The following is a 13,658-nucleotide window of genomic DNA, read 5'->3' on the forward strand; positions in this document are numbered from 1 at the left end:
GATGAACCCATTTTTTTTCAGAAGTATTATTGTTGTTCTGATCGCAGGAATATTCCATATGCCGGCAAGAGCTGAGTATCCTGTAAGCGCAATACCTGAAGCACTGTTAAAAAAAGCGAAACTGATCAAGCGGGCGGATGAAACGTTCATCGAGGTGCGCAATATCGGTAAAGCCATTTACCGAAGGCATTATGTTTATACGGTTCTGAACGAGGCGGCCGAAGAATATGCGGCGCTTGTTGTAGGGTATGATAAATTCCGCGTTATCAATGATATTTCCGGTACCCTTTATGACGCCGGGGGAAAGAAATTAAAATCGGTAAAAAAGAAAGATATCCAGGATGGAAGCGGCACGGACGGATCCAGCCTGATCACTGACGGGCGTTATAAATACCATAACTTTTATTATAAGCAATATCCGTATACGGTAGCGTATGATATTGAAGTGGAGCTGAACGGTATCTTTTATTTCCCGGAGTGGATGCCCCAAAGTGGTCCGCAGATCGCTGTCGAAAACAGTAAATTTGTTTTTGAGACCCCCAAAGATTATGCCCTGCGTTACAAGATGTTCCATTACACAGGTAATCCCCTGTTAAAGGAAACAAAGAATACTAAGATCCTTTCCTGGGAACTGGGTAATGTGCCGGCAAGGGAGGAAGAGGCTTTTGCCCCGGAATGGAACCGGCTGGTGACCCGGGTGCTGACGGCCCCGTCTTCCTTTGAAATAGGAGGATATAAAGGTAGCATGGAAACCTGGCAACAGTTTGGCAAATTCATGACAACGCTGTATGCAGGGCGGGATGTACTGCCAGCCGGCATCAAAACAAAGGTAAGAACACTGATAGCCGGATTGAAAACGGAACGTGAAAAAATTGACACCCTGTACCGGTATATGCAGCAGCATTCCCGTTACATCAGTATCCAGCTGGGAATGGGTGGGTGGCAGCCTTTGGATGCAACCTATGTTGCCGAAAAAAAATACGGCGACTGTAAGGCTTTATCGAATTATATGGTGGCCTTGCTTAAGGAGGCCGGGATCCGGGCCTATTCCGCATTGATCAACGGGGGAATGGAAGATAAAGATCTTGTCAGCGATTTTCCGTCCAACCAGTTCAATCATGTTATTGTTTGTGTGCCCGGCAGCAATAACGATCCTGTATGGCTGGAATGTACCAGCCAGACCGTGGAGCCCGGCTATATGGGCGGCTTTACCGGCAACCGGGAAGCATTGCTGATTGATGATACCGGCAGCCGGCTGGTGCGCACACCCGCCTATCAGAAACAGGAAAATGTGCAGAACCGGCTGATCGATGCCCGTCTCGATGAGAATGGTACACTGGTAGCTTCGGTGGTTACCCGCTGCACAGGCCTGCTTCAGGATGATCTGCACCATATAATGTATGGTTTGTCAGACGAAGAAAAACAGAAACGGTTACGGAATCATTTTTCGATACCCAATTATGAGGTCAGCTCTTTTGGTTACCAGGAGGCCGGAAACAATGTGGTTCCCGCGATCATGGAAAAAGTGCAGCTGGTGTCGAAGGATTACGCAGTCATAACCGGTAAGCGCCTGTTCATTAAGCCCAATATATTATCCGCAAATACCGATAAACTTACCAGTGAAGACAAACGGGAACATGAGATCGTGTACGAATACGGCTTTGTAAAATCGGATACGGTATCTATAAAGATCCCCCCGGGATATACCGCAGAAGCCATGCCGCGGCCGGTAACAATGGAAAACGGCTTCGGGGCATATGCGATCCGGTTTGAACTGACAGACGGAGTGATCCGTATGATCCGCAGGTACGACCGTAACAGTGGTCATTTTCCGGCCAGCGATTACGAAAAGATGGTTGCTTTTTATAATACGGTCTATACAGCCGACCGGTCGCGGATCGTATTGGTAAAAAAAGCGGAATAAGCGATGCTGTTATCATTCATCAGCCTTCTGTGTCAGGGCAGCACCGGCACCCTTCACCTTAGATCTGCAACCCGCCTGTGATCTGCCAGCCGTTGGCCGAAATGGACAGTGTGGCTGTAAAGCTGCTGCTGGCGGATATCGAAAGTAAGCGCCCCGTGACCAGTTTTACCAAACAGGTATTATCGACGTGTATCATTACACGGAAAAGTAGTGAGCCGGCACATTTATAAATCGCTTATTTTTGGGCGAATCAGAATTTCTAAACGATAAAAGAAGCATGAAACAAGCACAATATGCAATGATCCATACCATGCGGTGGTACGGCCCCAAAGATCCTGTCAGTTTGAGTGATATAAAACAATCGGGTTGTACCGGTGTGGTTACGGCTCTTCACCATGTACCGGTGGGTGCTATCTGGGAAACAGAAGAAATCCGTAAACGGAAACAGGAAGTGGAAGCCGCAGGGCTTACCTGGGAGGTGATCGAAAGCCTGCCGGTGCATGAGGATATAAAAAAACAGAGCGGTGCTTTTGAACAGTATATCGAAAACTATAAGCAAAGCCTGCGAAATGTAGCAGCCTGCGGGTTAAAGGTGGTAACCTACAATTTTATGCCGATCCTGGACTGGATGCGTACCGAAATTAACTATACGGTTGCTGACGGAAGCCGGGCATTACGTTTTGAAAAAGCAGCATTTATCGCTTTTGATGTGTTCCTGCTGAAGCGTCCCGGAGCAGAAAACGATTATACGGCAACTGAACTGGAGGCGGCTAAAAACTGCCTTGAAAAATTAAGCGAAGAGGATAAAGAGACCCTGTACCGCAATACATTGTTAGGGTTGCCGGGAAGTGAGGAACGCTTTACAGAAGAGGAGATCCTCAAAGCGCTGAAAACCTATGAGGCCATTGATGCACAAAAACTAAAACAGCACCTGTTCTATTTCTTGCAGCAGGTGGTGCCTGTGGCAGAAGAAGCGGGTTTGAAAATGGCGATCCATCCGGACGATCCCCCCTTCCCGATCCTGGGGCTGCCAAGGATCGTAAGTACAGAAGCGGATGCGCAGGAGCTGATCAATGCGGCGCCTTCGCCGGCCAATGGCTTGTGCTTTTGCACCGGATCTTATGGCGTGCGCGCAGATAATGACCTCGCCGGAATGGTAGAGCGCCTGGGCGATCATATCCATTTCCTGCACCTGCGCAGCACAAAAAGAGACGAAGCCGGTAACTTTTTTGAGGCGGACCACCTGGATGGGGATGTGGATATGTATGCGGTGGTAAAAGCAGTTGTAACAACGATGCATCGCAGAGGCGTATCCATCCATATGCGCCCCGATCACGGCCACCAGATGCTGGATGACCTGAAAAAGACTACCTATCCCGGTTATTCTGCTATCGGTCGTCTGAGAGGATTGGCTGAATTAAGAGGACTGGAGCTGGGGATCCGGCGCGCAGGCCTGTGAGGTTTCTAAAACCTCGCAGGATTACTCTTCCCATTCTCCCAATCCTTTCCGCACCAGCACCTTCTCATCTCCGGTACAATCGATGATGGTAGAGGGGATCATGCCGCCAATGCCTCCGTCAATAACAATGTCCACAAGATTTTGATAATGATCATGGATGACCTCCGGGTCTGTGTAATCCTCCACCAGCTCGCCGGGAAGAGTGGTACTTAAAATGGGATGACCCAGCTCCCGTATGAGCGCCTGGGTGATTTTGTTGTCCGGAACGCGGATCCCGACGGTGTTCTTTTTGCTGTGCAGGATCCTGGGTACCTGTTTGCTGGCCTCCAGGATAAACGTATAGGGCCCGGGAAGGTATTCTTTTAGCAGCCGGAAGGTGCTGTTGGAGATCTGTTTGGCAAAATCACTCAGGTGGCTCAGGTCTGCGCAGACAAAGGAAAATTGCGCTTTTTTTGGATCCACTTTTTTGATCCAGGCAATACGCTCAATAGCCTTGGTCTGGAAGATATCGCAGCCCAGGCCATAGATGGTATCCGTTGGATAAATGACAATTCCCCCTCCACGCAGGGAATCAGCAACCTGTTTGATCAAACGGGGCTGGGGATCTTTGGGATGGATGGAAATAAGCATACTGCAAATATCGGACAGTATATCCTGTTGGGGATATAAAATATGGAATTTAAAAGGAGCAGCGGGACCGCTACTGGCCTGCGGGTGTTACTCCGGGGGCGGCGGGTGCTGGTTTACTTCGCATTCAATATTCTCTACTGAATATTTTAAATTCCCCTGGGGGGCGTTTCACCGCCGTTAATGCAAATACCATGGGGATCTTGTTCTCCAGGTGTTGAATGCGGTATTTTTTGGGTGCTATTTCAGTGGTATGCCGGAAGCAATTATAGGGGGAGTAATCAAACTCCTCAAACGCAGTAAGTTCAAGCCCGTTCTGAAGGAGGCTGCTGAGCACCTCAGCCGTACCGTGATTCCACATTACGTATTCCTCGTGCAGGTCTGCATTCCGGTCGGCATAAGTACCGCTATCGGTTTCGCAGATGGGCCCGGCATTAAAGTAACTGTAGCCTACTTTATTAAAATCGTCATCAAACATCCAAACCACCGGATGAAATTCTGCAAACACAAACCGGCCTCCGGGCTTCAGGAAGGTTGAAACAACAGCCGCCCACCGGTTCAGGTCGGGCAACCAGCCAATGGTACCGTAACTGGTAAAAACAATGTCGAAGGTTTCATTGAGCTGGTTCGGAAGATCATACAGATCGCAACAAATAAAACGGACATTGGTATGGGTTTTTGCTGCAAGATCGTTTGCTGCTTCAATGGCTTTGTCAGACAGATCAATACCCGTAACCTGCGCACCCATACGGGCGAGGGAGATAGAGTCCTGTCCGAAATGACACTGCAGGTGCAGGATGCGTTTGCCGGCTATATTGCCCAACAGGTTCAGCTCGATATCATTGAGCGACGAAGCCCCTTTTATGAAACCTGCCACATCGTAGAAATCAGATTCCAGGTGGAACCGCACTGTGTTGTTCCAGGAGGCTTTGTTAATGGTCAGGTAGTCTTTTACAGGGTCCATAGAAATGTAAAATGCAGAAGCGGGAAACAGGGTTTCATTGCTGGATAATGATTCCTGAGTTATAAACGAGGCTGTTGCTGCTTTTAAATTCAATAATTTTCATTGATGATGCCCTATCCCTGTATCGTCCACACTTCCTTACCGCGTAACAGTGCATCCAGGTCCGGCGCTTTCCGGGCTTTGGCATCTTCCAGCTGCAGGGCCATCATCTCCTCATAACAGGGGCGGTCTGCTTCATAAAACACGCCAAAGGGACGTGGCAAATGGCCTTCCAGTGCCGGGTTGTCGAAAATACGGGTGAGCAATTGCGCTTTAAAGATGTCTTTTTCATCATGGATCCACAGGTCATCCGCACTGTATCCTTCGCCCAGGGTCACCACCTGTGGTTTAAATCCGTCCAGCCGGATACCTTTTTTCCCGTCTGCGCCAAAGATCATGGGTTTGCCATGCTCTGCAAAGATGGTTTCTTCTGGTTTGGAACCTTTTTCGGTAAAGATCTCAAATGCTCCATCGTTGAAGATATTACAGTTCTGATAGATCTCCAGGAAGGAGGCGCCCTTATGCTGGTGCGTACGTATCAACAGGGCCTGCAGATGTTTCGGATCCCGGTCCATAGTGCGCGCTATAAAACTCGCATCAGCACCCAGGGCCAGCGCCAGTGGGTTGAAGGGGTGATCGATGCTGCCAAAAGGAGTGGATTTGGTGATCTTGTGTTCTTCCGATGTGGGAGAATACTGGCCCTTCGTCAAACCATAGATCTGGTTATTGAACAACAGCACATTTACATCAAAATTTCTCCTTAATAAATGGATGGTATGGTTACCCCCGATGCTGAGGCCATCACCGTCGCCGGTAACGATCCAGATGCTTAGTTCGGGGCGGGAGGCCTTCAGGCCTGATGCAATGGCCGTGGCGCGGCCATGGATCGAGTGCATGCCGTAGGTGTTCATGTAATATGGAAAACGGCTGCTGCAACCGATACCGGAGATAAATACAATATTTTCTTTAGGAATACCCAAACCCGGCATTACGCGTTGCACCTGTGCTAATATAGAATAATCGCCACAGCCGGGACACCAGCGCACTTCCTGGTCAGTTGCAAAATCTTTGGCTGTTAAGGCGGGAGTTAAAACTTCGGACATGATCTTAAAATAGGGTGCAAAGTTAATCATTCCGGCGGATTGAAAAGATGATTATGATAAATGCTAACAGCTGTTAATGGATAATGGAATGGTTAAACCCCTGTTTCTGCTGATTTTTCCTAAATTGCAGCAAGTTGTCATTTATTTGTAAAAACTTTATTTTATGAGATATAAGAAGGTATCCATTGCTTTTACGCTCATTCTTTTTACCTTTCTGGTGGGCACATCCTATTCTTTTTACCGGCCGCCACATAACCTGAAAGTGCTGCCGCAGGATATAACACATGAGCGCCTGGATAGTATTATGGGAGCGTTCAATAAAGCGTTGGGGGTTAAATGCAATTTTTGTCATGCAAAGGGGAAGGGTTCGGAGCGGCTGGATTTTGCTTCGGATGAAAACCCCGCCAAGGAAGTGGCCCGGAACATGCTGCGGATGACCATCGATATCAACAAAAACTACTTCCGTACCGATTCCGTGATCCACCCGGCTTATCTGAATACGGTTACCTGCAATACCTGTCATAAGGGGGATGCCTATCCCGGGCAATGATTTGCTATTGGAGCTGAAGATCTGCAAAGAAGACAATAAATATGGAAAAAAGATAATGCATCTTTGATGTTTGTTGGTACCTTTGTGGCGTTACAGAACGGACATTGCTAATGTAGTGTTGGCTAATGCGCTTATGATATTTTCTATGACCGTAAGCTGCGGGGTAGTGATCCGCCCTGCGAAACAGGCAGCAACAGCATTTTAAAGCTATACGAACCGGTATATAAAAGGGACAGGATCGGATTTTATCAATCATGATAAAGCAAATGAAACATCAACTAGGACTACTGTTTTTACTGGCGATTTTTTTCCAGGCAAATAGTACAGGTACCAGCGCACCGGCAGCTTTCAGGGTTAAAGCACCGGCCCGGTCTTTCAGGGCTGCCCCGGATATTGATACCGCCGTGCCCGGCTGCACAACAAAGAAGCAGCTGCTGTTTGACGATATCCGGGCTATACTCCGGGATCAATTGCTTATGGTAAGCTGGATATCGCCGGCATCGGGTAACGGCAATTGTTTTGAAGTGCAGGCATCTGAAGACCGGGTGGCCTTTGCAACTATCGGCAGTGTGGAGCCCGGGCGCCCTGATGACAATGCCAACGGCGATTTTCTTTATGCAGCCAGTATACCGGCGCCTGCTTACCCTGTTTCGATGGCCGGGTTGTTATTGATTGCAACTGCATTTTTCAGAATTAGCAAAAAACGCATGATGGTAGCACTCTTTATAGTACTGACCCTTGGATCGGCTATTATTGCCTGCTATCATAAGGATCAGGTGACCGTTGGCCCGGAACCTGTTCGTTTCATACGCATAGCCGTAACCGATAAGGATGGCATGCGGTCCTATTCGGAAGTAGTAAAAGTACATAAAGGAGTGGGGATAGCACAGTAATCAGGCCTGCTCCGGTATTTGTTGTTCCTGTATTTATTTCAGACTAAATTTTTGGGGTCATATCCTCTTGCAGGCAACCCCGCAGGAAGCAATAACAAACAGTTATACAGATTCTGCTGAGTCGTTTTTAAACAGCTCCTGAGAACATTGTTGCTGCATTCTGAAATAAAGTATAACTTCATCAAAATGAACAATAATGAACTTGCCCCGGATCCAATGCCTGTTCCTATTTTGCGCTACGCTCATATTAACTGTTTCCTGCACAGACACAGACCGGAATAACCGGTTAACAAAGGAAGAAAAGGAACAGGGATGGGTACTGCTGTTTGACGGTGTATCCTCCAATGGCTGGCATTTATACAACAAGCAGCGTACAACTGCGGGATGGGTTGCCCGGGATGGGGCACTGGCTGTGGATACAGCAAATAAAACAGAAGTAAACGACCTGGTAAGTGATAAGGCGTTTAAAAATTTCGATTTGCAGTTTGATTGGAAGGTATCAAAGAACGGTAACAGCGGTGTGTTTATTAATGTTCTGGAACGCCCGGATATCACCACTGCCTGGGCGTCTGGCCCGGAGTATCAGTTGCTGGAGCCATCGCATATAGACAATGCAAATCCTTTCAAAAAAGCGGGTACCCTGTTTGCGCTCGATTCGCAAAAAAATGCGACAGTGGCACTGCCTGCCGGCAGCTGGAATCACTCCCGGATCCGGCAGGTTGACGGTAAGGTAGCGTTTTACCTGAATGGTGTTTTAACCGTGCAGGAAGACCTGCATTCCGGAAGCTGGCAGCAAAAAGTGGCCCAGAGCCATTTTAATAAATTCCCTGAATTTGGCAAGCAGGTCAGCGGTCATATTGCATTGCAGGACTGGGCCAGCGGGGTGGCCTTCCGGAATATTAAGATTAAAGAACTGTAGGCATCCATCGGGGCACTGTATCTGAATTTCCTTAATATCAGGATGGAGGCCGGTGTGCTCCCGGAAAGTTTTAACAGCAGCGCAAGCCACTGAAATCGGAAAATTCCATGGGGCTATGCCGGCCGCGGGGCCGTAGTTGTTTTCCCGATTAAGATTATCTTGCGGTTTATATTATGCAGATTTTCAATTTCCTGCTGAGCGCAATGGCGTTTTTGCTCATTGTGTTTGCATTGCATCTTTTATATACCAAACAGGGCAACCGGCTGCTGAACCGGCTGCTTTCCGTTCATTTGCTGACGCGGTTCGGGCATGCCTGCATTCTCCTGCTTATTGTTTCGGGATACCAGGTTTACCCGGTTTTTCATAAGCTATCCATGTCCTTGTTTTTTATTGCACCGGCCTGTTCCTACCTGTATGTCCGTTGTTTTTTGAATGGTGAGACCCGGTTAAAAAAATACGATTTTCTACATTTTATACCCGCATTGCTGGTATTGCTTCACCTATTGCCGGTGCCGCAGAAAGTGGTGAACTGGCAACACGTATCACACCAGATCTTAATCGGAGGCCATTTTTCAGTTACCGAAAATACCGGGCTTTTGCCGGCGAATTTTTATTCCGCCGGACTGTTTGTGCTTACATTGGGCTATTTAATCGTCGTATGGTGGCTGGTACTTTCATCAGGATTTATCCGAAAAAGTAAATGGGATACGACCAAAATATGGCTGTTCTTTTATCTTTTAACAGTAACTTTTTTTAAGTTGCTGGGTTTTGTGGCTTACCTTTTGAATGTCACAGGTGCCAGTTATCTCGGAAACCCGGCTTTCATCATCATCAGTTGCCTGGGGTTACTGTTTATGATGATTTTTATTTTGCACCAGCCGGGTATTTTATATGGATATATTTTACTATCGGGGCGACCAAGAGAAACGCCCGAACCGGTTAAAGTTCCTGTAACCAAAAAAATAGCCGCTACCGGCAGCAATACCACCGGCGAACAACAGCAAAAATATATTGAAGCCATTACCCGGCTGATGGAAGAGGAACAGCCCTTCCTGGCAGCCGATTGCCAGATCATTCACCTGGCGCAGCGCTTACAGATCCCCGTACATCATTGCTCGCAGGCCATTAATAAAGCAATGGGCAAAAATTTCAGGGACTGGCTGAATGGTTACCGGATCCGGTATTTTATCGACCGGTACCCGGAGGAAGCCGATAAAATGACGATTGAATCGGTAGCTTTTCAATCAGGATTTAAAAATATTACTACATTTTATAATGCATTTAAGAAAGAGACCGGGCAGATGCCGAAGGGATATTTTGAGCACTCTCCGGTTCGTTAATTTGCAAATGCGGAGATCCGAAATGTGTATTGAGCGCCAGGCAGGAAACCTTGTACCCTGAATGAGACGATAGGCATCGGACGATAGGTTTTAGATCAGAAACCCCAAAAACCAAAACAGAAATCTCTAACAAGCCCCAAACCGCACAATTTTCTATAACGATTCAATGGTTATAGTTATTTGACAGCCCCCAAACCGCTATTTTCTGCTTGCGAAGCTATGTTTGTGCCTCATTTTTTAAAACATGGTTATGAGAAAAGCGACGGTCTGCATTTTATATCTTATTTTCTTACCGGTATCATTTTTAACCACGGTCCTCCATGCCGAGAATCCGGACATCAATGGAATTATTTATGTAAAACAGGGAGGAACGGGTAGCGGCAATAGCTGGGGTAACGCTACCGGCGACCTGCAGGCGGCTATTAATGCCGTTGGTGTTACGCAAGTATGGGTGGCGGCAGGGACTTACAAGCCGAATACAAGCGGAAATTCTTTTTCCATGAAGAATGGTATTGCCATATTGGGCGGCTTTTCCGGTGACGGTACAGGGAATTTGCAGAATAGAAACTGGGTGACCAATGAAACCATCTTACAGGGTAATGGCGATAGGGTACTTTCTAACACGGGATTGAGTGCTACTGCTATCTTAGACGGGTTTATCATTACCGGGGGCAGTACTGTCTTTGGTGCTGGCGTGGGGATGCTCAACGATGCATCTTCTCCCACCCTTGGTAATTTGAAGATAACAGGAAATTCCACAACTAATAGTAATGGCGGAGGGATGTACAATGCTAATTTTTCTTCTCCCGTCCTTACCAATGTGCAGATAACGGACAATAAGGCTACTGCTGGTGGCGGGATGTACAATACCAATTTTTCTTCTCCCACCCTTACCAATGTGCAGATAACAAACAATACAGCTTCGGGGACTGATGGCGGCGGGATATTCAATAGTATTGGCGCTTCTCTCACCCTTACCAATGTGCAGGTAACCGGTAATACGGCTTACCGTTACGGTGGCGGAATATACAATGATCGTTATGCGCCCACCCTTACCAATGTGCAGATATCCGGCAATACGGCTGATGCTGGCGGTGGAATTTATAATAATTTTATGCTCACCCTTACCAATGTAGAGGTAACCGGAAATAATGCAACAGGCATTGAAAAAAAAGGAGGAGGGATATACAATGCGGCGGCCGTTTCGACCCCCAATAGCTTGCTTACAAATGTAACCCTGGCTAACAATGGCATTATGGGAATTTATGCGAATAGCGGTTACTTATCATTAAACAATAGTATTATTTGGGATATTATTAATTGGGATGTTAATGGCAATGACTATACAACGAACCATTGCCTGGTAAAAGGCAGCAACAGCACTGCCAATGGAAATGTAGATGCCACCGGTCTTACCGATGCCGCTATTTTTACAAACCCATCTGCCGGCGATTACACACTTACAATCGGAAGCCCTGCCATTAATAAAGGCAGCAACGGCTTATTTCCGGATCTAACAGCCAATATCAAAGACCTGGCCGGCAGCCCGCGGCTTTTTGCTTCAACGATTGATATGGGCGCGTATGAATACCAGGGCATCGATGCCTTGCCGGTTACATTTGGCAGCCTCAGCGCCGTTATTAAAAACGGGCAGCTCCGGGTAAACTGGACTACTGAAACCGAAACCAGCAACGATCATTTTCTAATACAGGGATCTGCTGACGGCATTCATTTCACCACCATTCAAACCGTACAGAGTAAAGCCGCCAGTGGCAATAGCAGCGCGGCTTTGGAGTACAGCACGGCGATCCCGCTTGCGGGGCTAAGCCTGGGCATAGGATTCCTGGCATTGGGTATGATGGCTGGAAGCAGGCATAAATATGCCCTTGTCATTATGGCAATACTGCTTGGCATCCTGGCTTTCTCGTGTAGTAAAAAGGACATCTTTAAAAGTATAGAAGAGGGGAAGCTGTTTGTCCGCATTGTGCAGGTGGATAAGGATGGGAAGGAGCGTGTGTCGAAAGTGGTGCAGGCGGTGAGGGAGTAGTCAGTGGCTTGGGGTAAAGGTATAAACTAAATTACAGAAAAAAGCCAATGCGCACAGCTCACAGCATTGGCGGTAAGCACAAACGTCCGCTCTTTTGCCAAACTACTTATTAGCTGTAGTTGTTTTTTAAATATTGTTGAATTTGGATAATTGATAAAAATACGGTTAGCCATAATGCAATTGCACATACTATTGCTTGAAGTATTTGTAAATAGTAGTTGTTGCTTGAGGTATTAAGTAACAAAAAAAGGATACCCGTCAAAATCATAATTATTGAACAAATATAATATTGCTTGATTTTCAAAAATATTGCCATCGGAATAAAATGTACTCCAACCACAATCGCTATCGTAAATATCGACATTTCTGGATGATGATATTTATTCACGATATAAAAGACAAAATTCAATAGTAAAATTTCAACAATAAAATTAACAAGGAATATAGTGCTTTTTTTCTTGTTATTTGAACGTTGGTCTTTTGTTGGTTCGCTAAAATTTAGGTTCTTTCTTCGGATTTTACTAATCTTTAGTATGGCAACTAAACTAATAACAACTCCTGTTATGATTAATACAAAACGAAACGGACTATTAATCAAAGAAGAACTATATAACAGCCACATAAGACCGATTACAGTTCCAATGAACAAGCCCGAAGTTCTTTTTCTTAAAAACAATTTTATACCTAATTCTTCTATTATATCAACCATTTCAATACAATTACAGCTAACGGTGACGGCTTGGCGATGTGGCGGTATTTGAAAATCGTCAGATGACAACCGAAGCCAAATAAAGTTACAAAAGTTGAAAATATATTCTGTTGCTCATCTGTGTTCGGTCAGCCGGATATGTAGCTGATAGTAGTACTACCAATGAGAATTTATTTGTCGCCCCCTGCTGACGCAAAACTGCCTGTTGTAGGTAGCCCTTCATCGTCTGTCAAAATGAGCTACGATTTTGCTTTATGTACTCAATGTTAAGGTCGTTTAAATTATCCTCATACTTATAAAATGCTTGGTCAAGTTGCTCCCACACCTCGTTTGCCTTTTCCTCAATTTGTTCTAATATTTCTTGCCGTTCAGCTCTGTCCCTGGGAACTATGGAATTGGGAAACTGGTCAATGGCTTGTTTCAAAATGTCTGCGGTCTTGTTACCACCAATTGTCTGCAATGATGCTAATGTCTCATGTGCAAAGTCGCCACTTGAGTTATAAAAGTATTGGTTGAAGCCACCATTGTTGATTTCCCTTTCGATGTTTTGGTTGAAATAGAAAATTCTTTGTGGCTCTGTCAAGCGGTCTAAAGTGCCGCCCCATGAACAAAGGCGACAAACATAATTGTCAATCTCAATGATTGCATTGTTTGCGTCTTGCGAAGAAAGTAAAGCCTCTATATCAGGTCTTTTGTCGCCCTGATTATTGTTGTCCCCTCTAAAGAGTTTTTTTAAGAAGCCCATATAATAGTTAGGTTCGTTAGGGTTACCTACAACGGATACGTATTGGCGATGGGCGGAAAATAGAAATTCAAATGTTCAGCCTTTGCACACCGCAAGCCGAAGCCGTTTTTGTTGGCTAATTTACGTTTTTCTGCCAAGAAAAACGGCGAAGGCGATGATAGTAGTACAAAAGTTGAGAACTTAACTGTCAGCCCACCTTTCATAAATACCTATGTTAGCGGTAGTCTTTATTTCATTTCGTAGATAGAAATAGAAGGAGAAAAATCACTACAAGTCACGCAAAAATGTAAGTACCCCCTTTTTCAGACAGCTATAAGTTGAGTATTTTTCTGCATTGAC

13 protein-coding genes are annotated in these 13,658 nt (G+C 46.0%); 7 read left to right on the forward strand and 6 right to left on the reverse strand.

The genetic code is table 11. The features are described 5' to 3' along the window. Nucleotide 1: 1 nt before the first annotated feature. Nucleotides 2-1,924: a DUF3857 domain-containing protein gene (locus BLS44_RS21450; protein ID WP_090392287.1), complete on the forward strand. Its 1,923-nt coding sequence runs from the start codon at nt 2-4 to the stop codon at nt 1,922-1,924. A 58-nt stretch (nt 1,925-1,982) separates the two neighbouring features. Here BLS44_RS21450 and BLS44_RS26695 read toward each other — a convergent pair whose 3' ends face one another. Continuing rightward, nucleotides 1,983-2,120 carry a hypothetical protein gene (locus BLS44_RS26695; protein ID WP_176954508.1) on the reverse strand — a complete coding sequence of 46 codons (138 nt, stop codon included), beginning with the start codon at nt 2,118-2,120 and terminating at the stop codon, nt 1,983-1,985. Nucleotides 2,121-2,201: 81 nt separating this feature from the next. Here BLS44_RS26695 and uxuA point away from each other — a divergent pair, with 81 nt between their 5' ends. After that, entirely contained in the window at nt 2,202-3,383 is a 1,182-nt protein-coding gene (gene uxuA / locus BLS44_RS21455) for a mannonate dehydratase (RefSeq protein WP_090392288.1), read from the forward strand. 21 nt (nt 3,384-3,404) lie between these two features. Here the strand turns inward: uxuA and BLS44_RS21460 are convergent, their stop codons facing one another. The 3 genes from BLS44_RS21460 to BLS44_RS21470 all read right to left on the reverse strand — a co-directional run bounded on the left by BLS44_RS21460 (nt 3,405) and on the right by BLS44_RS21470 (nt 6,146). Beyond that, nucleotides 3,405-4,013: an L-threonylcarbamoyladenylate synthase gene (locus BLS44_RS21460; RefSeq protein ID WP_090392289.1), complete on the reverse strand. Its 609-nt coding sequence runs from the start codon at nt 4,011-4,013 to the stop codon at nt 3,405-3,407. A 124-nt stretch (nt 4,014-4,137) separates the two neighbouring features. Further along, nucleotides 4,138-5,067, reverse strand: a complete 930-nt coding sequence (locus BLS44_RS21465) for a class I SAM-dependent methyltransferase (protein WP_245729347.1) — start codon at nt 5,065-5,067, stop codon at nt 4,138-4,140. A gap of 20 nt (nt 5,068-5,087) precedes the next feature. Then, the gene (locus BLS44_RS21470; protein ID WP_245729349.1) at nt 5,088-6,146 is read right to left on the reverse strand and encodes a 2-oxoacid:ferredoxin oxidoreductase subunit beta; all 1,059 of its coding nucleotides are present in this window, start codon (nt 6,144-6,146) and stop codon (nt 5,088-5,090) included. A 133-nt stretch (nt 6,147-6,279) separates the two neighbouring features. On the opposite strand from BLS44_RS21470, the gene BLS44_RS21475 reads away from it, so the two are divergent. The 5 genes from BLS44_RS21475 to BLS44_RS21495 all read left to right on the forward strand — a co-directional run bounded on the left by BLS44_RS21475 (nt 6,280) and on the right by BLS44_RS21495 (nt 11,865). After that, nucleotides 6,280-6,666: a c-type cytochrome gene (locus BLS44_RS21475; RefSeq protein WP_090392291.1), complete on the forward strand. Its 387-nt coding sequence runs from the start codon at nt 6,280-6,282 to the stop codon at nt 6,664-6,666. A 266-nt stretch (nt 6,667-6,932) separates the two neighbouring features. Continuing rightward, nucleotides 6,933-7,559, forward strand: a complete 627-nt coding sequence (locus BLS44_RS21480) for a hypothetical protein (RefSeq protein WP_090392292.1) — start codon at nt 6,933-6,935, stop codon at nt 7,557-7,559. Nucleotides 7,560-7,755: 196 nt separating this feature from the next. Continuing rightward, nucleotides 7,756-8,478 (forward strand): 3-keto-disaccharide hydrolase, encoded by a 723-nt coding sequence (locus tag BLS44_RS21485; protein ID WP_090392293.1) that lies wholly within the window; start codon nt 7,756-7,758, stop codon nt 8,476-8,478. Nucleotides 8,479-8,651: 173 nt separating this feature from the next. Then, nucleotides 8,652-9,818 (forward strand): AraC family transcriptional regulator, encoded by a 1,167-nt coding sequence (locus tag BLS44_RS21490; RefSeq protein ID WP_090392294.1) that lies wholly within the window; start codon nt 8,652-8,654, stop codon nt 9,816-9,818. Nucleotides 9,819-10,068: 250 nt separating this feature from the next. Beyond that, complete coding sequence (locus tag BLS44_RS21495) at nt 10,069-11,865, forward strand: choice-of-anchor Q domain-containing protein (protein ID WP_143019875.1); 1,797 nt, start codon at nt 10,069-10,071, stop codon at nt 11,863-11,865. Nucleotides 11,866-11,974: 109 nt separating this feature from the next. Here the strand turns inward: BLS44_RS21495 and BLS44_RS21500 are convergent, their stop codons facing one another. Both BLS44_RS21500 and BLS44_RS21505 read right to left on the reverse strand, forming a co-directional pair. Further along, complete coding sequence (locus BLS44_RS21500) at nt 11,975-12,574, reverse strand: hypothetical protein (RefSeq protein WP_090392296.1); 600 nt, start codon at nt 12,572-12,574, stop codon at nt 11,975-11,977. A 229-nt stretch (nt 12,575-12,803) separates the two neighbouring features. Then, nucleotides 12,804-13,319, reverse strand: a complete 516-nt coding sequence (locus BLS44_RS21505) for a DMP19 family protein (RefSeq protein ID WP_090392297.1) — start codon at nt 13,317-13,319, stop codon at nt 12,804-12,806. Nucleotides 13,320-13,658 lie beyond the last annotated feature (339 nt).

Source organism: Niabella drilacis (assembly GCF_900101395.1).
Classification (GTDB): domain Bacteria; phylum Bacteroidota; class Bacteroidia; order Chitinophagales; family Chitinophagaceae; genus Niabella; species Niabella drilacis.